Origin of the sequence: Streptomyces sp. NPDC058307, from assembly GCF_042880295.1 — a bacterium.
Classification (GTDB): domain Bacteria; phylum Actinomycetota; class Actinomycetes; order Streptomycetales; family Streptomycetaceae; genus Streptomyces.
Map to the genome: position 1 here is coordinate 63,975 of NZ_JBHVYZ010000005.1, position 24,056 is coordinate 88,030.

20 protein-coding genes and 2 pseudogenes are annotated in these 24,056 nt (G+C 72.3%); 12 read left to right on the plus strand and 10 right to left on the minus strand.

Annotation, left to right across the window (positions count from 1 at the left end; all coding sequences use genetic code 11):
• Nucleotides 1-6: 6 nt before the first annotated feature.
• Nucleotides 7-363: an ArsR/SmtB family transcription factor gene (locus tag ACFVYN_RS05780; RefSeq protein WP_389993002.1), complete on the minus strand. Its 357-nt coding sequence runs from the start codon at nt 361-363 to the stop codon at nt 7-9.
• A gap of 265 nt (nt 364-628) precedes the next feature.
• On the opposite strand from ACFVYN_RS05780, the gene ACFVYN_RS05785 reads away from it, so the two are divergent.
• The 3 genes and pseudogenes from ACFVYN_RS05785 (at nt 629) to ACFVYN_RS05795 (ending at nt 2,914) form a co-directional block, all read left to right on the plus strand.
• Nucleotides 629-895 carry a GlsB/YeaQ/YmgE family stress response membrane protein gene (locus tag ACFVYN_RS05785; RefSeq protein ID WP_389993004.1) on the plus strand — a complete coding sequence of 89 codons (267 nt, stop codon included), beginning with the start codon at nt 629-631 and terminating at the stop codon, nt 893-895.
• 295 nt (nt 896-1,190) lie between these two features.
• Nucleotides 1,191-1,304 (plus strand): annotated as a pseudogene (locus ACFVYN_RS05790) (GlsB/YeaQ/YmgE family stress response membrane protein); the annotation flags it as partial.
• 221 nt (nt 1,305-1,525) lie between these two features.
• The gene (locus tag ACFVYN_RS05795; protein ID WP_389993007.1) at nt 1,526-2,914 is read left to right on the plus strand and encodes an MFS transporter; all 1,389 of its coding nucleotides are present in this window, start codon (nt 1,526-1,528) and stop codon (nt 2,912-2,914) included.
• Nucleotides 2,915-2,961: 47 nt separating this feature from the next.
• On the opposite strand, the gene ACFVYN_RS05800 is transcribed toward ACFVYN_RS05795, so the two are convergent.
• The 4 genes from ACFVYN_RS05800 to lnt form a co-directional block, all read right to left on the minus strand.
• Nucleotides 2,962-4,881, minus strand: coding sequence for a helix-turn-helix domain-containing protein (locus tag ACFVYN_RS05800; protein WP_389993009.1), 1,920 nt, complete (start codon nt 4,879-4,881; stop codon nt 2,962-2,964).
• A gap of 82 nt (nt 4,882-4,963) precedes the next feature.
• Nucleotides 4,964-5,764, minus strand: a complete 801-nt coding sequence (locus ACFVYN_RS05805; RefSeq protein ID WP_389993011.1) for a 3-hydroxybutyrate dehydrogenase — start codon at nt 5,762-5,764, stop codon at nt 4,964-4,966.
• Between the two features lie 54 nt (nt 5,765-5,818).
• Nucleotides 5,819-6,298: an NUDIX domain-containing protein gene (locus tag ACFVYN_RS05810; RefSeq protein ID WP_389993014.1), complete on the minus strand. Its 480-nt coding sequence runs from the start codon at nt 6,296-6,298 to the stop codon at nt 5,819-5,821.
• Nucleotides 6,299-6,365: 67 nt separating this feature from the next.
• Nucleotides 6,366-7,979, minus strand: a complete 1,614-nt coding sequence (lnt, locus tag ACFVYN_RS05815) for an apolipoprotein N-acyltransferase (protein ID WP_389993017.1) — start codon at nt 7,977-7,979, stop codon at nt 6,366-6,368.
• A 237-nt stretch (nt 7,980-8,216) separates the two neighbouring features.
• On the opposite strand from lnt, the gene ACFVYN_RS05820 reads away from it, so the two are divergent.
• A complete protein-coding gene (locus ACFVYN_RS05820) occupies nt 8,217-9,239 on the plus strand; it encodes an O-antigen ligase family protein (protein ID WP_389993020.1) in 1,023 nt (340 codons plus the stop codon).
• A gap of 15 nt (nt 9,240-9,254) precedes the next feature.
• Here the strand turns inward: ACFVYN_RS05820 and ACFVYN_RS05825 are convergent, their stop codons facing one another.
• Nucleotides 9,255-9,803 (minus strand): hypothetical protein, encoded by a 549-nt coding sequence (locus ACFVYN_RS05825; protein WP_389993023.1) that lies wholly within the window; start codon nt 9,801-9,803, stop codon nt 9,255-9,257.
• 90 nt (nt 9,804-9,893) lie between these two features.
• Nucleotides 9,894-10,682: a glutamate racemase gene (locus tag ACFVYN_RS05830; protein ID WP_389993025.1), complete on the minus strand. Its 789-nt coding sequence runs from the start codon at nt 10,680-10,682 to the stop codon at nt 9,894-9,896.
• Between the two features lie 57 nt (nt 10,683-10,739).
• On the opposite strand from ACFVYN_RS05830, the gene ACFVYN_RS05835 reads away from it, so the two are divergent.
• Nucleotides 10,740-11,918: a glycosyltransferase gene (locus tag ACFVYN_RS05835; RefSeq protein ID WP_389993028.1), complete on the plus strand. Its 1,179-nt coding sequence runs from the start codon at nt 10,740-10,742 to the stop codon at nt 11,916-11,918.
• Between the two features lie 4 nt (nt 11,919-11,922).
• Here the strand turns inward: ACFVYN_RS05835 and ACFVYN_RS05840 are convergent, their stop codons facing one another.
• Nucleotides 11,923-13,128: a TerD family protein gene (locus ACFVYN_RS05840; protein ID WP_389993360.1), complete on the minus strand. Its 1,206-nt coding sequence runs from the start codon at nt 13,126-13,128 to the stop codon at nt 11,923-11,925.
• A gap of 297 nt (nt 13,129-13,425) precedes the next feature.
• Between ACFVYN_RS05840 and ACFVYN_RS05845 the strand changes: the two genes are divergently transcribed.
• The 4 genes from ACFVYN_RS05845 (at nt 13,426) to ACFVYN_RS05860 (ending at nt 18,138) form a co-directional block, all read left to right on the plus strand.
• Nucleotides 13,426-13,881: a DUF6643 family protein gene (locus tag ACFVYN_RS05845; protein ID WP_389993031.1), complete on the plus strand. Its 456-nt coding sequence runs from the start codon at nt 13,426-13,428 to the stop codon at nt 13,879-13,881.
• A 42-nt stretch (nt 13,882-13,923) separates the two neighbouring features.
• The gene (locus ACFVYN_RS05850; protein WP_389993033.1) at nt 13,924-14,751 is read left to right on the plus strand and encodes an MOSC domain-containing protein; all 828 of its coding nucleotides are present in this window, start codon (nt 13,924-13,926) and stop codon (nt 14,749-14,751) included.
• A 234-nt stretch (nt 14,752-14,985) separates the two neighbouring features.
• Entirely contained in the window at nt 14,986-15,591 is a 606-nt protein-coding gene (locus ACFVYN_RS05855; RefSeq protein ID WP_389993036.1) for a hypothetical protein, read from the plus strand.
• 111 nt (nt 15,592-15,702) lie between these two features.
• Nucleotides 15,703-18,138, plus strand: coding sequence for a right-handed parallel beta-helix repeat-containing protein (locus ACFVYN_RS05860; RefSeq protein WP_389993038.1), 2,436 nt, complete (start codon nt 15,703-15,705; stop codon nt 18,136-18,138).
• On the opposite strand, the gene ACFVYN_RS05865 is transcribed toward ACFVYN_RS05860, so the two are convergent.
• The gene (locus ACFVYN_RS05865) at nt 18,108-20,417 is read right to left on the minus strand and encodes a hypothetical protein (protein WP_389993363.1); all 2,310 of its coding nucleotides are present in this window, start codon (nt 20,415-20,417) and stop codon (nt 18,108-18,110) included. The two genes, ACFVYN_RS05860 and ACFVYN_RS05865, sit on opposite strands and share 31 nt — an antisense overlap.
• A gap of 313 nt (nt 20,418-20,730) precedes the next feature.
• Between ACFVYN_RS05865 and ACFVYN_RS05870 the strand changes: the two genes are divergently transcribed.
• The 3 genes and pseudogenes from ACFVYN_RS05870 (at nt 20,731) to ACFVYN_RS05880 (ending at nt 22,554) form a co-directional block, all read left to right on the plus strand.
• Nucleotides 20,731-21,561, plus strand: a complete 831-nt coding sequence (locus tag ACFVYN_RS05870; RefSeq protein ID WP_389993040.1) for a DeoR/GlpR family DNA-binding transcription regulator — start codon at nt 20,731-20,733, stop codon at nt 21,559-21,561.
• Between the two features lie 50 nt (nt 21,562-21,611).
• Nucleotides 21,612-22,091, plus strand: a complete 480-nt coding sequence (locus tag ACFVYN_RS05875) for an SRPBCC family protein (RefSeq protein WP_389993044.1) — start codon at nt 21,612-21,614, stop codon at nt 22,089-22,091.
• A gap of 74 nt (nt 22,092-22,165) precedes the next feature.
• Nucleotides 22,166-22,554: pseudogene (locus tag ACFVYN_RS05880) on the plus strand (VOC family protein).
• Here the strand turns inward: ACFVYN_RS05880 and ACFVYN_RS05885 are convergent.
• Nucleotides 22,551-23,696, minus strand: coding sequence for a PLP-dependent cysteine synthase family protein (locus tag ACFVYN_RS05885; RefSeq protein WP_389993047.1), 1,146 nt, complete (start codon nt 23,694-23,696; stop codon nt 22,551-22,553). The pseudogene ACFVYN_RS05880 and the gene ACFVYN_RS05885 sit on opposite strands and share 4 nt — an antisense overlap.
• Between the last annotated feature and the right edge of the window lie 360 nt (nt 23,697-24,056).

The following is a 24,056-nucleotide window of genomic DNA, read 5'->3' on the forward strand; positions in this document are numbered from 1 at the left end:
GGCGGACTAAGAGCCGCGTGAGGCGGTGCTGTGCGCGGCCACCGGGCCGGTACGGGCGGTCAGTTGGCCGACCATGACGCGGACCACGGTCACGATGTCCGGGTCGTCGACGTAGTAGACCTGCCGTCGGCCCTCGCGGCGGGAGCGCACGAGTCCCGCGAGCTTCAGCTTCGCGAGGTGCTGGCTGACCGCGGGCAGTGCGCCGCCGACCCGGTCGGCGAGGTGGGTGACGTCGCTCTCGCCCTGGGACAGCGCCCACATGATGTGCAACCGGGCGGAGGAGGCGAGCAGTCCGAACGCGGCGGCCGCCTCGGTCAGCACCTCGACGGACGGATCCTCGAAGCCACCGGCGAGTGTCGCCACGGTCCCCTCCTGTCCCGCCCCGGTCACTGTCAACGCACGTGTGCTGTCTCAGTGTAAGCGGCTGGGGTATGGATCGTGCGAGCACCTCCACTTCATCGCTTGCGCAATGTAATAAGTGTGTGAAAGAACATCGACGACTTGTCACCAGCACACCTCGGACCTCGTTCCTCCCCGGCGCCGGTCCATAGGCTTGCGCAATCAGGCAACCGAAGCGTCGGAGCCCCGGTGGATTTCACTCGGTCCGACGCGACTGGAGGACTACAACGTGGGCATCATCGGCTGGATCATTCTGGGTCTGCTCGCCGGAGCCATCGCCAAGATCCTGCTGCCCGGCCGTGACCCGGGCGGCCTGATCGGCACCACTCTCATCGGTGTCGCGGGAGCGTTCGTCGGCGGCTGGCTCTCCGCGCGTCTCCTCGACCGCCCGGTCCAGAGCCACTTCTTCGACCTCTACACCTGGGGCGCGGCGATCGGCGGCTCCCTGGTGCTCCTGATCGGCTACCGCCTGCTGTTCGGCAACTCGCGGAACTGATCCGCGAGTTGCCATCGGTGCTCCGGCAGGGTCCATCGGTGGTCCGGGTGCTGCCGGCCCGCTCCACACTGGTCGTCCCGGATGCCCGGCGCACGGCCCGACCCACCGCCGCACAGAGGCGGCGGTGGGCCATCTCGCGCCGCGCCCCTCTTGGATGCTCTGCGGTCCGCGGGGCAAAGTGGGCCTGGCACTCGTCGTTGGCGGCGGCGGGTGCGTGAGGATGTCACCGCGGTCGAGTGCCAGCCGCCAAGTGAGGTACGACCCTGGCCACGCGGGACTTTCACGCACCCACCGGGCAGGTCTCGATGTCGCCGACACCAACGGCGTCGACTGGATCGAGTGGCTGATCCAGATCGCCGTGGCCGCGCTCGGGGTGGCCGCGCCCAGCAAGGTGAAGGTGCGCCACTGACGGGCCGTCGCGTCCGGCGGGGCGTGATCGTCAACTCAACCGCCACCCCTTGGCCTGCTTCCCACTGCAGAGGCGCGGTGCTGACTTCCACTCAGACGTGGTCGCGACACGCATAACCACCCTCAGAACTATGTTGCGCCGCCACATGTGCCCTCGACGTGCGCGTTCCTACGGTGTGCGAACACGTACCCGTCCCCACCGCACACGAGGAAGTGGCGCACATGGCCTCCGCAGCATCCGCTCCCCCGACGCCGAACAACTTGAAGCGCATCGTCGCCGCCAGCCTCATCGGCACCACCATCGAGTGGTACGACTTCTTCCTCTACGGCTCCGCGGCCGCCCTCGTCTTCAACAAGCTGTTCTTTCCCGACTCCGATCCGCTCGTCGGCACGCTGCTCTCCTTCCTGACGTACGCCGTCGGATTCGCCGCCCGTCCGCTCGGTGCCCTGGTGTTCGGGCACTACGGTGACCGGCTCGGACGCAAGAAGCTGCTGGTCCTGAGCCTGCTGCTGATGGGCGGGGCGACGTTTTCGATCGGGCTGCTGCCGACGCACGCGACCGTCGGCGCGGCCGCTCCCGTGCTGCTGACCGTGCTGCGCCTGGTCCAGGGCTTCGCGCTCGGCGGAGAGTGGGGCGGCGCCGTCCTGCTCGTGTCCGAGCACGGAGACGCCCGGCGGCGCGGCTTCTGGGCCTCGTGGCCGCAGACCGGCGCGCCGGCCGGGCAACTCCTCGCCACGGGTGTGCTGTCCCTGCTGACCGCCGTTCTGTCGGACGCCGCGTTCGGCAGCTGGGGCTGGCGGATTCCCTTCCTGCTCTCCGGCGTCCTGGTGGTCGTCGGTCTGTGGATCCGGCTGTCCGTCGACGAATCCCCCGTTTTCAAGCGGGCGTTGGCGCAAGCGGAGGCCCGCAGGGCGACGCAGGACGGCGCGGCCGAGAAGCTGCCGATCGTCTCCGTGCTGCGCCACCACTGGCGTGACGTACTGGTCGCGATGGGCGCGCGGATGGCGGAGAACATCAGCTACTACGTCATCACCGCGTTCATCCTCGTCTACGCCACCACGTCGGCCGGAGTCTCCAGGCAGACCGCCCTCAACTCGGTGCTCATCGCCTCGGCGGTGCACTTCGCGGTGATCCCCGCCTGGGGTGCCCTCTCGGACCGCGTCGGCCGGCGCCCGGTGTACCTGCTCGGCGCGGTCGGCGTCGGGCTGTGGATGTTCCCGTTCTTCCGGCTCGTCGACACCGGCGGCTTCGGCAACCTGATCCTCGCGGTGACCGTCGGTCTCGTCCTGCACGGCGCCATGTACGCGCCCCAGGCGGCCTTCTTCTCCGAGATGTTCGCGACCCGGATGCGGTACTCCGGCGCCTCCATCGGCGCCCAGTTCGCCTCCGTCGCGGCAGGCGCCCCGGCCCCGCTCATCGCCACCGCGCTGCTCTCCGACTACGGCAGCTCCACCCCGATCGCGCTCTACGTCATCGCCGCGGCCGTGTTGACGGTCATAGCCGTCGGTGTCGCCGAGGAGACCCGCCACCGGGACCTGGCCGACGTCGAGCCGGACGCCGAACCGGAGCCGGCCGCCGCGTCCCCCGCGGCGGACGCCCGGACCGCCTGAACCCGCCCCGGATCCGACCGGCCCCCGTACGCCCCCACGTGCGGGGGTCACGGGCGTGTCGGCGCCGACAACCGGTGCAGCCGCAGCGCGAGTTGGACCTCCAACGCGCGCGCGGGGCTCTGCCAGTCCTCGCCGAGCAGACGGCCCACGCGCTCCAGGCGCTGGGCGACGGTGTTCACGTGGACGTGCAGTTCGTCCTTGGTGCGGGCCGGGCTCATCCCGCACGCGAAGTAGGCGTCGAGGGTGCGCAGCAGATCGGTGCCCCGCCGGTCGTCGTAGGCGACCACCTGGCCGATGGTGCGGTCCACGAAGCCCGCGATGTCCCTGTCACCGGCCAGGAGCAGCCCGAGGAAGCCGAAGTCCTCGGCGGCGGCGCCGTCTCCTGAGCGGCCCAGGAGCCGCAGCGCGTCGAGGCAGCGCCTGCCCTCCTCGTAGGCGGCGGCCACGGCGTCCGGGTGGACGGCGAGGTCGCGGACCGGGGCCGAGGCGCCGACGGTCACCGCCTCGTGGACGGCTGTTCCGAGGTGCCCGGCGGTGCGGCGGGCCACTTCGGTGGCCGTGTCCCCGGCGGTGAGGGGCAGCAGCAGCACGGTGCCGCCGTCGCGGGCGGCGGCCAGGCCGTGCCGGGTGGCGGCGAGGTGGGAGGCCGCGGACCACAGGCGTCTGCGGGCCGCCGCCTCCTGGTCGGCGTCGGCCGCGGGGCCGTCGAGACGGGCGGCCAGCACGACGTGGGTGGCGTCGAGGTCGGCGACCAGCCGGGCGGCCCGTTCGCGCAGCAGGCGGGGGTCGCGGTCGCGCGCGTCGAGCAGGTCGTCCAGGAGCTCGCCGCGCACCCTCTGTTCGGCCTCGGCGGCGGAACGTCTGGCCAGCAGGAGCAGCGAGGTGACCATCGCGGCGCGTTCCAGGGTGCGCTGGTCGACGGGGTCGAGCCCCGGGTGTCCGCGCAGCACCAGCGCGCCCAGGAGTTCCCCGCCGGCGGCGACTGCGGCGATCCAGTCGTCGCCCTGCCGTACGGCGTGGCCTTCGGCCCGGGACGTCTCCAGTGCCCGGGTGGGCGCGATCTCGGTGAACTCGACCGTGCCGTCGAGGATTTCGGACACGGCCGCCGCCACGTCGTGCACCCCGCCACCGCGCAGCACCAGTTCGGCGAGCCGGTCGTGGACGTCGGAGGCGCGCTCGATGACACCGCTGCGGTCCCGGATGATCTCGTTGGCCCGCTCCAGTTCGGTCAGGGCCGAGCGGGTCTCGGTGAGCAGGTTCGCGGTGTCGATGGCGGCCGCGGCCAGCGCGGCGAAGGACCCGAGGAGCGCGATCTGCTCCCGCTCGAAGACCCGGGCCCGCCGGTCCGCCGCGAACAGCACGCCGATGACGTGGTGCCCCAGGGTCAGCGGCACGCCGAGGATGGCGACCAGGCCCTCGTCCCGTACACCCGCGTCGATGGTGAGGGTGTGCTGGAAGCGGTCGTCCTTGAAGTAGTCGTCGGTGACGTAGGGGCGGGCGGTCTGGGCGACCAGTCCGCCGAGCCCCTCGCCCATGCCGAGCCGCAACTGCTGGAAGCGAGCGGCGACCGAGCCCTCGGTGACCCGCATGTAGGTGTCGCCCCGCACCGGGTCGTTGAGGCTGAGGTAGGCCACGTCCGTGCCGAGCAGGGACCGGGCGCGCTGCACGATGGCCCGCAGCACCGCGTCCAGGTCCCGCAGCCCGGCCAGGTCGTGGGCGGTCTCGAACAGGGCGGACAGCTCGGCCTCCCGCCGCCGCCGTCCCTCCAGCTCGGAGCGCACACGCAGGGCGACCGCCTTGGCCGCTTCGAGCGCGGCGATCCGCTCGGCCGGGCTTCCCTCGGCGCGGGCGATCAGCACCGGCTGCTCGTAGGCGTCGGCGGACGCTCCCCTGGCCAGCAGTGCGAGGAAGGGTGCCTCGGCACTGCCGGCGGGGCGCTCGAGGGACTGCGCGTGATCGCTGGACATGCCCACAGGATTGCTCATCGCACGCTCACCCCGTCAGGCCTGTGGAAAACTCCGGGCGGGGCGGCGTGCGGCCGGATGCCGGTCAGTGCGCGGTCCAGCCGCCGTCGAGGACGAGCGACGTACCGGTGACGAAGGACGCGTGCGGGCCGCACAGGTAGGCCACGGCCTCGGCGACCTCCTCCGGTTCGATGAGCCGCTTGAGCGCGCTGTCCTGGAGCAGCACCTCGGACACCACCCGCTCCTCGGGGATGCCGTGCGCCCGGGCCTGGTCGGTGATCTGCCGCTCGACCAGTGGGGTGCGCACATAGGCGGGGTTCACACAGTTCGAGGTCACTCCGTGGGGGGCGCCTTCGAGGGCGGCCGTCTTGGACAGCCCCTCCAGACCGTGTTTGGCGGCCACATAGGCAGCCTTGTAGGGCGAGGCGCGCAGACCGTGCACCGAGGACACGTTGACGATCCGTCCCCAGCCCTGTCCGTACATGTGCGGCAGGGCGCCGCGAATCAGTCGGAACGGCGCCTCCAGCATCACGGTGAGCACCGTGTGGAACACCTCGGGCGGGAACTCCTCGATGGGACGCACCAGTTGGAGGCCGGCGTTGTTGACGAGGACGTCGGTGCCCGCGGCGGCGTCCTCGGCGGCGTCCAGGTCGGTGAGGTCGAGGACGTGCGGCTCGACGGTGCCCGCCAGTCCTGCGGACTGCCCGGCGAGCGCGTCCAGGCCGGCCACGTCCCGGTCGACCGCTCTCACCTTGGCCCCGGCCGCCGCGAGCCGCAGCGCACAGGCACGGCCGATGCCGCCGGCGGCGCCGGTGACGAGGGCCGTGCGGCCGCCGAGGTCGAGCGTGGAGGCGTGGGGGCCCGGGAGGGCGCTGCTGGCGGTCATGTTCCGACTCTAGGCAGGACCCACCGCGCACCACATGTGGTCACACCCCATACTTCACTCGGAACTCGTAGAGTCGAACCATGTGGGTGCGTCGGTCAGCGCCTGCTTGATCCGCTGCAGCCCGAACTCGTTCAGTCCGGGGAGGGCGTCCACCGCGAACCACCCCACCTCCAGCGACTCGTCGTCGTTGACCCGCGCCTCACCGCCGACGGCCCGGCAGCGGAACGCGATGTCCATGTACTGGCAGATGTCGCCGTTGTCGTACGTCACGGGCTTGAGCGCCTGGACGACGATCACCCGCTCGACGACGCAGTGCACGCCCGTCTCCTCCTCGACCTCCCGCACGGCACAGGCCGCGGGCTGCTCACCCGGTTCCGGGATGCCGCCGATCAGCGACCACTTGCGGGTGTCCGAGCGGCGGTTGAGCAGCACTCTGCCCTCGTCGTCGAGGACGACGGCGCTGACGCCGGGGAGCCAGAGGAGATCGTGACCGATGGACGTCCGGAGGGTCCGGATGAAATCAGGAGTAGCCATGCGCCGACCCTAACCGCCGTCGAAGACACCTCGGTGATCTTCCGGAGGGCGCAGGACCGGCGTACGGTTACACGCTTTCGGCGCGACGCCCGCGCAGCCCCGAGCCGATCGCCCAGCCGAGCCCGCCCGCGGCGACCAGCACCAGGGCCATCTCCGGCAGGATGCCGAGCCGGGTCGCCGGGGTCTGCGTGGACCTCAGCGGCACCTTCTGCACCAGCGAGGCGGGCACGAACATGCCGGTCCGCTGGGTGATCCGTCCATCCGGCATGATGATCGCGCTGACGCCGCTGGTCACCGGCACGGTGACGGTCCGGCTGTGCTCCACCGCGCGCACCCGGGACATGGCGAGCTGCTGGTAGGTCATCTCGCTGCGGTCGAAGGTCGCGTTGTTGCTCGGCACGGAGATCAGCTGTGCGCCGTCGGTCACCTCGGAGCGCACGGCCCAGTCGAAGGCGGCCTCGTAGCAGGTGACCAGGCCGACCTTGGCGTTGGCCATCTGGAACACACCCGGCTTGGTGCCCCGGCTGAAGTCCTGGTGGACCATGGAGGTCCAGTTCTTGTTGATGGCGCCGACGAGGGAGCGCAGCGGGAGGTACTCGCCGAACGGCTGGATCTGCCGCTTGTCGTAGGTGTCGGTGGGGCCCTTGACCGGGTCCCACAGGATCTGCTCGTTGTAGAGCTTGCCGGCCCGCTCGACGACGCCGCCGACGGAGATCGGCGCGTCGATGGCCTTGGCCGCCTGCTCGATGACCACGGCCGCGTCCGCGTCGGTGAAGGGGTCGACGTCGGAGGAGTTCTCCGGCCACAGCACGATGTCGGGCTTCGCGATCCTGCCGGCCTTCACCTCGGCGGCCAGCCGCTCGGTCTCGCGCGCGTGGTAGTCGAGCACGGCCCGCCGCTGGGCGTTGAACTCCAGCCCGGCGCGCGGCACGTTGCCCTGGATGGCCGCGACGGTCACGGTGCCGTCCTCGGCCTTGTCGCTCACCAGCGTCCGGGCCGCGAGCGCGCCGAGCACCGGTACGGCCACGCTCAGCAGGGCCACGACCGCGGCGGGACGCCGTACGGCGCCGATGCTCCGCCGCTCCACGACCAGACGGACGAGCTCGTAAAGGCCGAAGCCGCACAGCACGACGGCGAAGCCCAGCACGGGCGTGCCGCCCACCGCGGCGAGCGGCAGGAAGACACCGTCAGCCTGGCCGAACGCGATCTTGCCCCAGGGGAAGCCGTGGAACGGCGCACGCGCGCGTGCCGCTTCTCCGGCGATCCACACGGCGGCCGCCCACACCGGCGCACCGGGCAGCTTGGAGACGGCGGCGATGCCGACGCCGACCAGCGCGACGAAGATCGCCTCGATCGCCACCAGCGCGAGCCAGGGCCCGGGGCCGACCTCGACGCCGGTCCACACCAGCAGCGGCAGCAGGAAGCCCAGGCCGAAGAGATAGCCGAGACCGAAGGCCGCCTTCCAGCCGCGGCCGCGCAGCACCCAGCCGAAGACGGCGAAGGCGGGCAGGGCCAGCCACCACAGGGTGCGTGGCGGGAAACTGACGTAGAGCAGCACTCCGGAGAGTGCCGCGGCGGCGGCCGGGACGAGACGGCGGAGCCGGACGGCCCAGCGGGAGGCGGGCGCGGACTGCGGTTCCAGCCGGTCCGACTCGTCCACGGAAGTTGCGGTGACGGTCACTCCGGGAGTGTACGGCGGTTGACCTCGGCGTCCACAGCGCGGTCCGCCTGCCGGCGGTGGCGCCGCCCGCGCACCCGGGCCGCGCAGTTCCCGCACGAGTCGTCCACAATTCGCCCATCAGCCGTTACGGTGTGCCGGAGTCCCTGTCGTACGGGCCGACAGCGTCCGGGCGGCGGGGCCACAGATCGGGGGACCGGGGTTTCGGGGGGCGGGGTGGGTTCCACGGGGATCACGTCTGTGGCCGGTTCTTCCGAGGAGGACGGCGACAGACGAAACGTTTCGGACGTGGTGGGCGTACTGGTGCTCGGCGCCTGTGCCGCCTGGTCGCTGATCACCGCGGCGGCGCACGACGGACGTCCGGAGGGTGTGCTGCTCGCCCTGCTGGCCGTCGCCGCGGGGTACGCCGCCGGCCGGATCTCGGGGGCGCTGCTGCCGGTCGCCGCCCCGTGCGCCGCCGCGCTGACGGGACTGGGCCTGACGGTGGGACTTCCGCATCTCGCGCCCGGACCGGACATCGTCGGCCCGCTGGGTCACGCGGGAGCCACGGCCGCCCTGCTGACGCTCGCCACCGGTGCCGCTTGCTGCGCCGCCTGGACCACCGGCTCTCCTGGCCTGCGGCTCCTGCTGCGGCTGCTGGCCGCCTGCATCGCGGTGGCCTCGGCCGCCCTGGGTTCGGTGTCAGGGCTGGTCACTTGCGTCGCGGTGCTGCTGTGCTCGCTCGCCGCGGGCCGGATGCGCCACCGTGGTCCGGGCATCGCCGCTCTCGCCCTCGCCGCGACCGCGGTGACGGGACTGGCCTGGGCGGTGGCCGGGAACGCCGTACCTGACGGGCTCGCCGATTCCCTGCGCGGCCGGCTCACCTCGCACCGGATCGGCCTGTGGCACGACGCCCTCCATCTGGCCCGCGAGAACACCGCCCTGGGGGTGGGTCCGGGCCGCTTCGAGGAGCTGAGCACGACGGCGGGCCAGTCCCTGCTGCCCGACGGGAAACCCCACTCGGCACCGCTTCAGATGGCCGCCGAGCAGGGGGTGATCGGGGTGCTGCTGCTGGCTGCGGCCTTCTGCTGGCTGCTGTACGCGTTGTGGCGCTCTCCCCGTCCCACGCCGGTCGTCCTCACGGCGGGAGCGGCCCTGACGGCGCTGGCGGCGATCGCCGCGGTCGGCAACGCGCTGAGCTTCACGATCGTGTCGGTGGGCGTCGGGTTCCTGGCGGGCCTGACGACGGCCCACCCGCTCACCGACGAACCGGCCGAGAAGTGAGCGATCGGCCCGGTCTCAGCGTCGCGGACCCGCTGACCGGGGCCGCAGCCGGTCGCGGATGATGCGTACGGCGGCCTCCGCGTCGTCCACGGTCACCGTGAAGGTGTGGCCGTCCCACAGCTGAAGGACCACGCCCTCGCCACGGCGTACGACGACGGCGGTGCCCTTCTCTGGGCGCCAGCGGTAGCCCCAGCCGCCCCACTGACGCGGGGTGACGTGCGGAATGAACTCGGCTCCGGCGACATGCTCCAGCGGGATCCGGCGGCGCGGCACACCGATGTGGCCGCAGCGCACCTCCAGGGAGTCCATGTCGACCTTGAGGGCGACATGGACGAAGGCGAGCGTGAGGAAGAGAACCAGCAGTCCGGCCGCGATGCAGCCGACCACGGACATGACGAGGGGGGCGGCGCCGGAGGTCCACGCCGAGTCGACGGCGAGCTCGACGCCGAGCGCCAGGATCGCGGCGCCCCCGAGCGCCAGCAGCCACTGGATCCGGTTGGAGGCGCGGCCGGTCCAGACGTCGGTGTGCTGCGAGGTGTGCTCGCCGTGGGGGTGGTCCCTCATGCCTACGAGGTTACTCAGGTTTCGCCGCGCTGGTACCTCGTCGCGCAGAGTGACTGCTCCGGGCAGAACTTTCCGGCCGCCGACAGGTGGTCAGCGGGCGGGGGTGGCCGTCCGCAGGAGCCGGCCCTCCGCATAGGCCAGGGCGGGCGCGGGCAGGGCGGCGCCCTCGCGTCCGCTGAGCAGCACCGTGAGGGTGCCGGTGGCGGCGGCGTCGGGAGCGGGCTGCTCGCCGATCCGGCGCAGCGCCTGGGCGGCGACCGCTCCGGCGGAGCCGTGCAGGACGAGCGGCGGACGGCCGGGGCGCTGCACGGCGGTGCGGATGCGCTCGGCGACCAGTTCGTAGTGGGTGCAGCCCAGGACGACGGTCGTCACGTCTGCCGGGGTCAGGGCGGCGGCCGCGGCGACGGCGGCGTCGACGGCCGCCTCGTCGGCGTGCTCCACCGCCTCGGCGAGGCCGTGGCAGGGCACCTCGGTGACCGGCACCCCGTCGGCGAACTCCTCGATGAGACCGCGCTGGTAGGGGCTGCCGGTGGTGGCGGGGGTCGCCCAGATGGCGAAGGGACCGCCGGCCGCCGCGGCGGGCTTGATCGCGGGAACGGTGCCGATGACCGGCAGATCCGGTTCGAGACGGGCGCGCAGGGCGGTCAGGGCGTGCACGGTCGCGGTGTTGCAGCCGATGATCAGCGCCTCTGGACCATGGGCGGCGGCGGCCTCGGCGAGGGTGAGGGCGCGCCCGATGATGTCGTCCGGTGTCCGGGGACCCCACGGCATGCCGTCGGGGTCGAGGGAGAGCACGAGATCGGCGTCGGGGCGCAGTCGCCGTACCGCGGCGGTGGCCGCCAGCAGACCGATTCCGGAGTCCAAGAGCGCGATCTTCACCCGGCCACGATAGACGATGAGCCCTTGGGGGCCGGTTCCGTGGGGCAGACTGCGGGCGTGAGCGCCATCGCGTGGACCGCCGCCGTATCCCTCGCCGCCTGGCTGTGGCTGCTGCTCTGCCAGGGCTTCTTCTGGCGCACGGACGTGAGGCTCCCGCCGGAGCGGGATCCCGGGGTCTGGCCGTCCGTGGCCGTGGTGGTGCCGGCCCGCGACGAGGCGGAGGTGCTGTCCGTGAGCCTGCCCTCTCTCCTGGCCCAGGACTATCCGGGGCGGGCGGAGGTCTTCCTCGTCGACGACGGCAGCACCGACGGCACCGGAGAGCTGGCACGCGAACTGGCGCACCGGTACGGCGGACTGCCGCTGACCGTGTCCTCACCGGGTGAGCCGCCGGCGGGGTGGACGGGCAAGCTGTGGGCCGTACGCCACGGCGTCGGGCTGGCACGCGCGCGTGGGCCCGAGTACCTGCTGCTGACCGACGCCGACATCGCCCATGAGGCGGACAGTCTGCGACGGCTGGTCGCCGCCGCGCACGCAGGGGGTTTCGACGTCGTCTCGCAGATGGCACGGCTGCGGGTGGAGAGCCTGTGGGAGCGGCTCGTGGTGCCGGCGTTCGTCTACTTCTTCGCGCAGTTGTATCCGTTCCGCCGGATCCGCAGGAAGGGCGCGCGGACGGCGGCCGCGGCGGGTGGCTGTGTCCTGCTGCGCGCAGACACCGCCGAGCGGGCGCGGATCCCGGACGCCATCCGGCATGCCGTCATCGACGACGTGGCCCTCGCGCGGGCCGTCAAGGGCGGTGGCGGCCACATCTGGCTGGGCCTCGCCGAGCGGGTGGACAGTGTGCGCCCCTATCCCCGGCTGCACGACCTGTGGCGGATGGTGTCGCGCAGCGCCTACGCCCAGCTCCGCCACAACCCCCTGGTGCTGCTGGGAACGGTGGCCGGGCTCGCGCTGGTCTATCTCGTGCCGCCGATCGCCCTCGTCACGGGCCTGGCGACGGGCAGTGCGGCGACCGTGGTGCCCGGTGCTCTCGCGTGGCTGGTCATGACGGGCACCTACGTCCCGATGCTCCGCTACTACCGGCAGCCCCTGTGGCTCGCTCCCCTGCTGCCGTTCACCGCGTTCCTCTATCTCCTGATGACGGTCGACTCGGCGGTGCAGCACTACCGGGGGCGCGGCGCGGCCTGGAAGGGCCGCACCTACGCCCGCCCGGACGCCGTCGTCGGCGAGGAGCGCTGAGGTCTCACTTGCGGCCCGGTGTCCAGTTCATGCCCCAGCCGTAGGCGTGGTCCACCGTCCGCTGCGGGCTCACTCCGCGCTCGGGCACCAGATAGCGGGCCTCGCGCTGGACGACCAGGTCGTCACCGGTGTTGGTGATCAGGGCAAGGGCGCACACCGTCGAGGGCACCGTGCACTCGTCGAGGGAGAAGTCGATCGGGGCACCGTGCTGCGGCTCGAGGGTGACCGTGGCGTGCAGGTCGGCGAAGGAACGCGCGCCCTCGTAGATGGTCACGAAGACGAGGATGCGCCGGAAGTCGCGCTTGCGGTCGAGGTTCACGGTGAGGTTCTCACCGCTCGCGACGGCACCGGTGCGGTCGTCTCCGTCGAGGTGGATGTAGGGCGGCTGGTACAGGGCTCCGTAGGCGTTGCCCAGTGCCTGTACGACTCCCTTGCGGCCGTCGGCGAGTTCGTACAGGGCGCACAGGTCCAGGTCGAGGTCGGCGTGCATGGCCACCGCGCGGCCGCGCTTGCCGCTCCAGCCCGAGAACTGTTTGTGCACCTGCCAGTTGAGGTTCACGCGCATCGCGCCCGAGGTGCCGCCCTGTTTGGCGAGGGAGACGGAGGGAGCCGCCTTGGTCAGCGTGACTTTGGAGAGGCGGACCGGTGGCGAAGAGGGGGCGGGCGGTGGCGTCACCGGCACCGTCTGCTGGGGCTCGTCCACGGTGATACCGAAGTCCGTTGCCAGCCCTTCCAGTCCGCTGTCGTAGCCCTGACCGACGGCACGGAATTTCCACGCGCCCTGCCGTCGATAGAACTCCCCGAGCACGAAAGCGGTTTCTACAGTCGCGCCCGTGCTGTCGAACCGTGCCGCCACTGTGCCCTGCGCCGCATCTTGTACCTCGATGTAAAGATCGGGGATTCGGGCGAAGGTCCCGCCGTCCGCGGAAGCGGCGAGTACGACGGTCTCCACCGACGGCTCCACGCGCGCGAGATCGACGAGCAGCGTGTCGGTCACCCGGCCGCCGTCGGTCCGTTTGCCCTCGTGGCGCACGGCTCCGGAGGAGTGCTGCGGCTGGTTGTAGAAGACGAAGTCGGCGTCGGAACGGACCTTTCCGCCGACGAGCAGCAGCGCCGAGGCATCCGCGTCGGGGACCCCCGGCCCGGTGCGCCAGCCCAATTCGACGCGCAGTGCCGTCGTGGGCACCGGAGCGTTCGAGCCTTTCGGCATTGACATGTCCGCCCCCATCAGGTGTCGGCAGGCCAGGACGCGCCCCGGCGGCCCTTCGAGTTCTACCCGCTCAACCTATTCCCCCGGGACGGCGAACTCCCATCCCGCGCACAGGAAGATCACCGGCCAACCGGCGGTAACCCGCTCGGAACTCGGCTTTTACCAGGACGGGACCTGGATTGGCGTCCTTTTTTGCCGAGTTCGCTCGCATTGGGGGTCCCACGTCACTGCCGACACGGAAAACAACCCTCTTATCGGTCTCCCCAACCAGCACATCGTGGGCTTAACTTATGTGCCATGACCTCCCCCCGCTCCACTTATGGCGGCGGCTACTACTCCGCCTCCTTCCCGGACACTCCGATCTACGACTCACTCGTGGCCGAGCGGGGCACCCCGCAGATCGCCCCGATCCGGGTCCCGGCCGCGTACGACGTCCCGGCAAGCCACCTGCCCGCGCTGCCGTCCGCGCTGCCCGCTCTTCCCGCGGGTCCCTCCTATGCGGGTCCCTCCTACTCCTCCTACGGCTACCCGCAGGCGCAGCAGCCCTCTCCGCTGCAGCAGGCGCCCGGGGCGTACATCCCGCAGCAGGCCGCCGCGCCGCGCGGTTATCCCGGGCCGCAGCAACAGCAGCCGCGTCCGGCCGGCCCCGGCATGGGCACGGGCTACGAGGCGATGCGCCCCGCGGCTCCCCGGCCCGCTGCGGCGGCTCCCTACCAGGATCCGTACAACAACCAGCAGTACCGCGGGTACTGATTCCCCTCCCGGGCTGTCGGTGCCGCCTGGCACGATGGCCTCATGGGGAATGCGCAGCTGCTGTCGGTTCATGTCCATCCGGTCAAGGCGTTCCGGGGTCTGGCGCTCCGGGAGGCCGAGGTGGAGCCCTGGGGGCTGGCCGGTGACCGGCGCTGGGCGCTGGTCGACGACGGGGGAAAGGTCGTCACCCAGCGACAGCAGCCGCGTCTCGCGCAGGCCGCCGCCGAGCTGATGCCCGGCGGCGGCGTCGTTCTGTCCGCGCCCGGTCTGGATCCGCTGACCGTGCCGGTCCCCGAGCCGGGCGAGACCGTCACGCTGGACATCTTCGGGGACAAGGTCGAGGGCGTGCCCGCCGCCGACGCGGCCGCGCACGCGTGGTGCACCGAGTACCTCGGCGCTCCGACCCGGCTGGTCCACATGGACGACCCCGCCACCCGCCGCCCGGTCGAGCCCGAGTACGCGCTGCCGGGCGAGACGGTGACCTTCGCCGACGGATACCCGCTGCTGTTGACCTCCGCGGCCTCCCTCGACGCCCTCAACTCCCTGATCTCCGAAGGCCCGCACGCGGCCGAGGGCCCCCTGCCCATGAACCGTTTCCGGCCGAACGTGGTGGTGGGCGGCACCGAGGCCTGGGCCGAGGACGACTGGTCGCTCGTCGCCATCGGGGACGTCACCTTCCGGGTGGCCAAGATGTGCGGGCGGTGCGTGGTGACCACCACCGACCAGGACCGGGCCGTCCGCGGCAAGGAGCCGTTGCACAGCCTGGGCCGGCACCGCCGCGTCGGCGGCAAGCTCGTCTTCGGGCAGAACCTGGTGCCCCGCTCCCGCGGCACGATCCGGGTCGGTGACCCGGTGACGATTCTCGAATAGGCAGCGAGCGGGCAGCGAGCACAGGGGCGGCGCGGCGGCCGGCGGACAAAGTTCCGTCAAAGATCCGCCCGGGCCCCGGCCACAGGAACACCGCCCGGGGGCCTGCACGTTGGGGCTTTCATGACGAGTTCATGAGAGGACCCGGCCGCAGGTGATTTCGCTCTCTCTTCGGCCGGTCCCGCGCGTGAACGACTTGGTCGGGGGTTATCACGGAGCGGGAAGGGGGTGCGGACGGTGCGAGCGATCAGTGGACTGTGGCGTTGGCGGCGCAACCCGCTGCGCCGCGGGACCGACCTGGCCGAGGCCTGGGCCGGCCTCCTGGCCCTGTTGCTGATCCTGGTCGTCGGACCGGTGATCGGCTCCGTCACCGGGGACGCGGCCCAGCGAGCGCTGCAGCAATCGGTCCGTGAACAGCAGGACTCCCGTCGGCTGGTGACGGCGACCGTGATCCGCAAGCTGGAGCGTTCGCCGCTGGACACCGACCCCGAGGCCGCCTCGGGCCGGGATGTGCGCAGCCGAGTGGTGGCCGGCTGGACCGCGCCGGACGGCACCACGCACCAGGGCACGGTGATGGCCGCCCTCCGGACCCCGCACCGCGGCGACCACTTCAGCATGTGGACGGACCTCCACGGCCGCACCGCGGCCCGGCCGCTGGACTCGGCCACCGCCACCACCCATGCCGTCCTCGCGGGCACCGGGGCGGCCCTGCTGACCACGGGCCTGATCGAGTGCGCAAGACGGCTCGCGGTCTGGCGCATGGTCCGTCGCCGGTACGCCCGTTGGGACCAGGCCTGGGAGCGCGCGGGCCCGGACTGGGGCCGGACCGGCACCGGCAGCTGACGGCCTCACGGCTCTGGTCAACCCACCACCCGCGCGCACGCTACGGTGGACCGGCCGAGGTTCCTCGGCAGCAGAAACCCGCGTACGACGAGGTGGGGGCACAGCAACGCCATGGCACAGGGCACGGTCCAGGTGACGCACACCGGTACATCGCGGTGGCGGCGCCGCACAGGTGAGTACGCGTCACTCGCCGCTGCCCTGGAGGCCGCGGCGGACGGGGACGTCCTCACGGTCGCGCCCGGCACCTACCGGGAGAACCTCGTCGTGCAGCGGGCGGTGACCCTGCGCGGCCCCGAGGGGTCGCCCGGTTCCGTGCGGATCGCGCCCCTGGACGGGGTGCCGTTGACGGTGCGGGCCTCCGCCGTGGTGCAGGACCTGCACGTGGAGGGCCAGGACGCGGCCGCGCCCGCCCTGCTCGTCGAGGAGGGCACCCCGGAGCTCGCCGACATCCGGATCGTCACGCGGTCCGCGGCCGGCATAGAGGTGCGCGGCGGCGCGCGCCCGACCGTACGGCGCTGCACCGTCGACAACCCGGCCGGCATCGGCATCGCCGTACTGGACGGCGCGGGCGGGGTGTTCGAGGAGTGCGAGATCGTGGCGGCCGGCCAGTCCGGTGTCTCGGTGCGCGGCGGCGCCCACCCCCGCCTGGAGCGCTGCCGGGTCCACCACACCTCGGGCGCGGGGCTGGCGGCGACCGGCGAGAACTCCGCGCTGGAGGCCGTGGGTTGTGAGGTCTACGAGGTCCGCGGCAGCGGGGTGCAGATCACCGGCCGGGCCACCGCGCACCTCACCGACTGCGATGTGCACCGCACCACCGGCGACGGCGTCACGCTCGACACCGACGCGGTACTGACCCTGGCCGACTGCCATATCCACGACATCCCGGAGAACGCGGTCGACCTGCGCTCCCGCTCGGTGCTCACCCTGACCCGCACGACGGTCCGTCAGTTCGGGCGCAACGGCCTGTCGGTGTGGGATCCGGGCACACGCGTGGACGCCAACCAGTGCGAGATCTTCGACAGCACCGGCGACTACCCGGCCGTCTGGATCAGCGACGGCGCCACCGCCGTACTGGACTCCTGCCGGGTGCACGACGTGCCGGACGCCCTGTTCGTCCTCGACCGCGGCTCCCGCGCGGACGTCGTCGACAGTGACATCTCCCAGGTCCGCAACACGGCCGTGTCCGTGAGCGACGGCGCCACCGCGCAGCTCGACGACTGCCGGATCCGGGACGCGGCGACCGGCGCCTGGTTCCGTGACCACGGCAGCGGCGGCACCCTCAACAACTGCACCGTCGACGGCACCCAGACCGGCGTGATCGTCACCAAGGGCGCCGATCCGACGATAGAGCGCTGCACGGTCGACTCCCCCGCGGAGGCGGGCTTCTACGTGTCGGCGGGCGGTCGCGGCAGCTTCCTGAACTGCCGGGTGACGGGCAGCGGCGGCTACGGCTTCCATGTCATAGACGGCTGCCGTACGACCCTCAGGAAGTGCCGCACGGAGCGCTGCGCGCGCGGGGGCTACGAGTTCGCCGACGCCCCCGACGCGGCGGCCGGAGCGGGCCCCGTCGTCGAGGACTGCACGAGCGACGAGAGCGGGGGCCCGACGCCGCCCGCGGCCCGCGAGACGGTCGTACAGACGGAGTCCGGCTCCCCCGGTCTGCTGGGGACGATCCCCGGGCAGCGGGTCACCGAGCCGGAGCCGCCGACCGGCCCCGCCGAGCCGGAGAAGCCCTCGCGCACCTCGAAGGCCGTTCTCGGTGAGCTCGACGCGCTGGTGGGCCTGGACAGCGTCAAGCGCGAGGTGCGGGCGCTCACCGACATGATCGAGGTGGGCCGGCGACGCCAGGAGGCGGGCCTCAAGGCGGCGTCCGTCAAGCGCCACCTGGTCTTCACGGGCTCCCCCGGCACCGGCAAGACGACGGTCGCCCGGCTCTACGGCGAGATCCTCGCCTCCCTCGGTGTCCTGGAGAAGGGACATCTCGTCGAGGTGTCCCGTGTCGACCTGGTCGGCGAGCACATCGGTTCCACCGCGATCCGCACCCAGGAGGCCTTCGACAAGGCGCGCGGCGGAGTGCTGTTCATCGACGAGGCGTACGCGCTGTCGCCGGAGGACTCGGGCCGGGACTTCGGCAAGGAGGCCATCGACACGCTGGTGAAGCTGATGGAGGACCACCGCGAGTCGGTCGTGGTGATCGTCGCGGGCTACACCGCCGAGATGGAGCGGTTCCTGTCGGTCAACCCGGGTGTGGCGTCCCGTTTCTCACGGACCATCACTTTCAGTGACTACAACCCCGAGGAACTCCTCAGCATCGTGGAGCAGCAGGCCGAGGAGCACGAGTACCGGCTGGCGCCCGGCGCCCCGGAGGCGTTGCTGAAGTACTTCACCGTGCTGCCCAAGGGGCCCGCCTTCGGCAACGGCCGTACCGCGCGCCAGACCTTCGAGGCGATGGTGGAGCGGCACGCGAGCCGGGTCGCCCAGGTGGCCGACCCGACCACGGACGATCTGACCCTCCTCTACGCCGAGGACCTGCCCGAGTCCTCCTGAGGCCGCGGGCCCGGCACGTCCGGCTGGAGCCGGCCCAGCAGTCTCGCCCGCTCCTCGGCGAAGACCGGGTCGGCCTGGTAGTCGGAGTGGCCGAGGATCGGCGCGGGCAGCGGGTGCAACTCAGTGCGGCCGTAGGCTAGCGGGTCCTTGAGGGGTGCCCGGTCCACCTCGGGGCCGCAGTCGCCGGGCAGCCGGACCGGGCCGCCGATGGGATCGGTGAGCCGGTAGAGGTTGCGCCAGCAGTCCACGTCGTGGTGCAGCGCGGAGAGCGCGGCCGGACCGAAGTGGGCCGGGAACCAGCGGCCGTAGAGGCGCTCCAGCGGGGAACCGTAGGTCAGCAGGCCGACGCGTTTGCGGACCGTCGGCTCCAGCTGCCAGGCCGCGGCGGCCGCCAGCACACTGCCCTGGGAGTGTCCTGAGATGACCAGTCGGCCGCGCGTGGCCCGGGTCCAGGTCGCGATCCGCCAGGTCAGGTCCGGTACCGCGCGCTCGGCGTAGCAGGGCGGGGCGAAGGGATGGGCGGCGCGCGGCCAGAAGGTGCCCACGTCCCAGAGGATGCCGATGGTCCGGCGCGCGGAGGGGTCCTTGTAGGCGCGGCGGCCCCAGGTGACGAACAGGATGAAGCCGAGGCCGATCAGCCAGGAGCCGAGGGCCTGCGCGGTGTCGGCGGCGCCCTGGACGAAGACGTACGCGCCCTCGGCGGCCTGGGCCGGTGTCCTGCGGGAGGTCAGGGCGCCGACGAGGGCCCCGGCTCCCAGGAGCAGGGTGCTGGCCGACGTCACTCCGAGCAGGCGCGGTCCCCGGTCCGTCAGTGCCGCCATCGCGCGGGTGCGGGCGATGCGGCGGGTGCGTGCCGCGTCCTTGGGCTCGGCGGGGTACTCGCTCTCGACCGCGCCCAGTTGGGCCCGTCCGGAGCGCCAGGTGCGCCGGCCGAGCCAGGCGCAGTGCACCAGCAGCACAAGAAGGACCAGCGGGATCACGGACGCCTGCCAGGTCAGCAGGACCGGCGGGCCGAGGATGGTGGCGCCGGTGCCGTCCAGCCAGTCCGCCACGCGCTGCGAGACGCCGCCGGACATCACGCCGCCCAGCGCGCAGGCCAGCGTCGCCACGGCGGGTCCGGCCAGGCCCCGCAGCGCGGCGCGCGGGTCGGGATGCGTGCGGTAGAGCAGGTGGGCGACCGCGGCCAGGGCGACCACCAGCAGGCCCTGCATGAAGGCGATGCCGCCGAAGGTGGCGTCCCCCGACAGTCGGCCGTGCGACTGCCACCCCGGCCGCTCCCACCCGGCGTACACCGCGGCCAGGGCGAGCAGGAGGAGCGCGGCGAGCGGCAGGCGCCGTACGAGACGCTGGTCGAGCTGCCGGTCGAGATACCGCTCGGTGCGGCCGCGGCGGCACACCACCCAGACTACGGCGACCCCGGCGGCGACGAGACCGGCCAGCAGGAGCCGGCCCAGCGTGTCCAGGAGCACGGGGCCGCCGGGTTCGCGGTCGAAGCGGGCCGCCGTGGAGCTGACCGCGGCGGCGATCGTCAGCAGGCCGGCGGCGGTGTGCGCGGCGCGCAGGCGGGCGACCAGGCGGCGGCCGTACCAGAAGCCGGGCCGGCTGAGCGCGGTGCGGCCGTGGTCCTCCTCGGGCTCGCCCTTGCGGGACATGGGCTGCTGGGACTCGTAGGCGCTCCAGGTGCGGTGGGACAGGTACCAGAGCAGGGCGGTCAGCGCGGCCGGGACCAGGGCCGCGAGGGCGAGGCGGCGACCGGGTCTGCTCCACCAGCCGGCGTCCGACACGTCGGGCGACAGGAAGCCCAGCCAGGAGTGCGACTCGGCGCACGCGCGTGTGCCCGCGCACTGCCAGGCCGCGAGGTCCAGGGCGACCTCGCAGGCGGCGGCGACCAGCAGAACGGTCAGGGTCAGGCCGGCGAGCCGGACCAGGAGGCCGTAGAGGCGCACGGTCCGTTTTCGGCCGCGGGCGGTGGGGCGCATCCAGTGGGCGAGGTTGACCACCATGAACGGCAGTAACAGCAGCCACAGGGCGCGGGTGCCGTTGCCGGAGGTGAGGTTGCACCAGACGTACGCCTCGGGCACCGGGCCGTCGCGTTGTCCCTTCTCCGCGTCGACGTCGTCGGCGCGTCGGAAGACGGCCGCGATGTCGTCGCCGGTGATCCGCACCGTGCGCGGATCGTCGAGCATCTTCTCCGGCGTGGTGCCGCCCACTCCGTGGACCAGGAGTTCCAGGGCGGTTCCGGATGCTGCGGGCCGGGCGGGCGAGCCGTCCGCGCCCATGGCCGGGACACGTTCCACTGTCTTTGCACTTCCCCCGTGACGCGCTGTCGGCATCTGTCCGTGCGGGAACCAGGATCTCCCGTTCGGCGCGTCGCGCACACCACTCGTCACGGAATCTCCCCGATCCGGGCGACAGCCGGAGCCCGGGTGTCACCCCGGTGGCACGAGTGGGACAGGGCGGTCGGTGGCGCTCCGGGTGGGGGCACGTGCGAGTATGGGTCGTCCCGCGCAGCCAGGGACCGGCAAAATGTGCTTGTCGGAGAGGGTGCGCAGGGCGTGTCGGACAGCCGCAGGCGAAAGGACCGGAGCGTACGTGAGTGAGAATCAGAACCTCCTCGCGGAGCAGCGGCGCGCCCTGATCCTGGACGAGGTCCGGCGCCGAGGCGGGGTGCGCGTCAACGAGCTGACCCGCAAGCTCGGCGTGTCGGACATGACCGTACGGCGTGATCTGGACGCGCTGGCCCGCCAGGGTGTGCTGGAGAAGGTGCACGGCGGCGCGGTCCCGGTGGTCGAGGCGAGCACCCACGAGCCGGGATTCGAGGCGAAGTCGGGGCTGGAGCTGACCGCCAAGGAGGACATCGCGCGGTCCGCGGCGGAGCTGGTCGCCCCGGGTACCGCGATCGCCCTGTCGGGCGGTACGACGACGTACGCGCTGGCCCACCATCTGCTCGACGTGCCGGATCTGACCGTCGTGACGAACTCGGTGCGGGTGGCCGACGTGTTCCACGCGGCGCAGCGCACCACGGGCCCCCGTCAGGGTGCGGCGACCGTCGTACTGACCGGCGGTGTGCGCACTCCCTCCGACTCGCTGGTGGGGCCGGTGGCCGACCAGGCGATCGGGGCGCTCCACTTCGACGTGCTCTTCCTCGGTGTGCACGGGATATCGGTCGAGGCCGGCCTGTCGACGCCGAACCTCGCGGAGGCCGAGACCAACCGGCGTCTGGTGCAGTCGGCTCGGCGGGTCGTGGTGGTCGCCGACCACACCAAGTGGGGCACGGTGGGCCTGAGTTCATTCGCCTCGCTGGAGCAGGTCGACACGCTGGTGACGGACGCGGGGCTGCCGGCGTCGGCGCGTGCGGAGATCTCGGAGCATCTGCGGCGGCTGGTCGTGGCGGGCGAGTCCGTTGACGGTACAGACATCTGACTGAGCGTCAACTAGGGTGACCCTTCCCGATCACACCTGGGGGGTTGCCCATGGCTCACCAACTGCGCGAGGTGGGACTCGACTTCATCGCGACCGCACCCGTACGGCTGGTGTTCGTCCAGCAGATGTCGGCTCCGCCTCAGGCGGTCCACCGGGCGCTCGCCGAGGACGTGCCGGGCTGGGAGGAATGGTTCTCCGCGGTGACGCTGGCCCGCTCGACCGGGGACGGCTCGACCCGGGAGATCCACCTCAAGGGCGGCGGGCGCTTCCGGGAGACGATCCTCGCGGCGAAGGCCCCCGAGCTGTACGCCTACCGGGTCGACGTGGCCAACGCTCCCGGCGCCCGCGCCATCGCCGAGGAGTGGCGGCTCACTCCCGCCGGGGCGGGCACCCACGTGCGCTGGACCTTCGCCGCCGACGGCACGGCGGCGTTCCGCGTGGTCGCGAAGCTGGGGCGGGCCGGGCTGGGGCGGGCCTTCCGGGACGCGGTCCGGACGCTGGACCGGCGGCTCGGGGTACAGGGTTCCTAGCCGGGCGCCCCGGGCGTTCACCGCCGGGGCGGGCACACGGCGTGTCCGACCGTCCCACGGGCACACTCTCAGGCGTGCCTGTCACTCTGCATCACCTTGTGATCGACGCACACGAAACCTGCCCGCCCTGGCCCGGTTCTGGGCCGGTGTGCTGCGTCGGCGGATCCTGTCCGAGCGGGAGCGGGAGGTCGTGATCGGCCCGGACGAAAGCGCGGCGATGGGCATCTGCTTCATGCCGGTGACGGACCGCAAGTCGGTCAAGAACCGCCTGCCTCTCGATCTGACGTCCGGTGCGGAGGACCGGGAGGCCGAGATCGAGCGCATCCTCTCGCTCGGCGCCCGCAGGGCGGACGTCGGACAGACCGGTGATGAGTCGTGGACGGTGCTGGCCGACCCGGAGGGCAACGAGTTCTGCGTGGTCCGCCCGAAGCGGACCCTCGTCGACCAGGGCCCAGGACCCTAGGGGCTGACGGGAGCGGCCTGGCCGGGCCAGACCCCCGTTTCCAGCAGTGCGGCGATCGCCGCTGTGTACGGCTCGATGTCCAGGCCCTGCTCGGCCAGCCAGGTGTCCGAGTAGTACTTGTCCAGGTACCGGTCGCCGGGGTCGCAGAGCAGGGTGACGACGCTCCCCCGGCGCCCCTCGGCCACCATCTCCGCGACGATCTTCAGCGCGCTCCACAGTCCGGTGCCCGTCGAGCCGCCCGCCCGGCGCCCGATGGCCCGCTCCAGAGCGCGCACGGCGGCGACACTGGCCGCGTCCGGGACCTTCATCATGCGGTCGATCGCCCCGGGTACGAAGCTCGGCTCCATGCGCGGTCGGCCGATGCCCTCGATGCGCGAGCCGCAGTCGCAGGTGACGTCCGGATCGCCGGTGCTCCAGCCCTCGAAGAAACAGGAGTTCTCCGGATCGGCCACACAGATGCGGGTGTCGTGCTGCATGTAGTGGACGTACCGGGCGAGGGTCGCCGAGGTGCCGCCGGTGCCGGCCGTGGCGACGATCCACGCGGGCTCCGGGAAATGCTCCAACTCCAGTTGCCGGAAGATGGATTCGGCGATGTTGTTGTTGCCGCGCCAGTCCGTGGCCCGTTCCGCGTAGGTGAACTGGTCCATGTAGTGGCCGCCCGTCTCCACCGCGAGGCGGGCGGACTCCTCGTACATGGTGCGCGGGTCGTCCACGAAGTGGCAGCGGCCGCCGTGGAACTCGATGAGGCGGATCTTCTCGGCGCTCGTCGTGCGCGGCATGACCGCGATGAAGGGCACGCCGATCAGCTTCGCGAAGTACGCCTCGGACACGGCGGTGGAGCCGCTGGACGCCTCGATCACCGGGCGGCCCGGCCTGATCCAGCCATTGCACAGGCCGTAGAGGAACAGCGAGCGGGCGAGCCGGTGCTTGAGGCTGCCCGTGGGGTGGGTCGACTCGTCCTTCAGGTACAGGTCGATGCCCCACCTCTCCGGCAGCGGGAAGCGCAGAAGGTGCGTGTCGGCCGAGCGGTTGGCGTCGGCCTGGACCTTCCGGACGGCCTCTTTCAGCCAGCCGCGGTAGGCGGTGTCACTGCGGTCGACGTCGAGGGTGGCGCCGGTCCGGGTCTGCTGGGGGGTGCTCACGGCGGGGCTCCTAACACTGCGCGCCGACGGCGCGTCGCGCGGCCGATGTCTCGATCATAGACACCTTCCGCACGCTTCTCACCTGCATAAACACTCCTTTGAGGGCCCCAAAGGCACCCTGGGGTCGCAGCGGAGCGCGGCGGCGGGGGCGCATTCGGACGAGTGCTCCGGGCGCCCCCGGCGAGATGTCATGCGCACTGGTGCTCGACGCCCGTGGCGGGCAGACTGCACCGGGCGGGACGGAGGTCTCGGACGGGGGCGCGCACACTGGATCACGACAGAAGCCGGCTCTCGGCCCACGCGGGAACCCCACGCGGGAGCAGGGACCGGCACACCGACGCGCACAAGGGGGCGGGGCGG

Bases quoted from the DNA above. Each gene is read 5' to 3' on its own strand.
- ACFVYN_RS05805 (WP_389993011.1), bottom strand. From the start codon at position 5,764: ATGACCGCCAGCAGCGCCCTCCCGGGCCCCCACGCCTCCACGCTCGAC.
- ACFVYN_RS05860 (WP_389993038.1), top strand. From the start codon at position 15,703: ATGGCACAGGGCACGGTCCAGGTGACGCACACCGGTACATCGCGGTGG.
- ACFVYN_RS05865 (WP_389993363.1), bottom strand. From the start codon at position 20,417: ATGGGCGCGGACGGCTCGCCCGCCCGGCCCGCAGCATCCGGAACCGCC.
- ACFVYN_RS05810 (WP_389993014.1), bottom strand. From the start codon at position 6,298: ATGGCTACTCCTGATTTCATCCGGACCCTCCGGACGTCCATCGGTCAC.
- ACFVYN_RS05845 (WP_389993031.1), top strand. From the start codon at position 13,426: ATGACCTCCCCCCGCTCCACTTATGGCGGCGGCTACTACTCCGCCTCC.
- ACFVYN_RS05850 (WP_389993033.1), top strand. From the start codon at position 13,924: ATGGGGAATGCGCAGCTGCTGTCGGTTCATGTCCATCCGGTCAAGGCG.
- ACFVYN_RS05800 (WP_389993009.1), bottom strand. From the start codon at position 4,881: ATGTCCAGCGATCACGCGCAGTCCCTCGAGCGCCCCGCCGGCAGTGCC.
- ACFVYN_RS05875 (WP_389993044.1), top strand. From the start codon at position 21,612: ATGGCTCACCAACTGCGCGAGGTGGGACTCGACTTCATCGCGACCGCA.
- ACFVYN_RS05825 (WP_389993023.1), bottom strand. From the start codon at position 9,803: ATGAGGGACCACCCCCACGGCGAGCACACCTCGCAGCACACCGACGTC.
- ACFVYN_RS05840 (WP_389993360.1), bottom strand. From the start codon at position 13,128: ATGCCGAAAGGCTCGAACGCTCCGGTGCCCACGACGGCACTGCGCGTC.
- ACFVYN_RS05795 (WP_389993007.1), top strand. From the start codon at position 1,526: ATGGCCTCCGCAGCATCCGCTCCCCCGACGCCGAACAACTTGAAGCGC.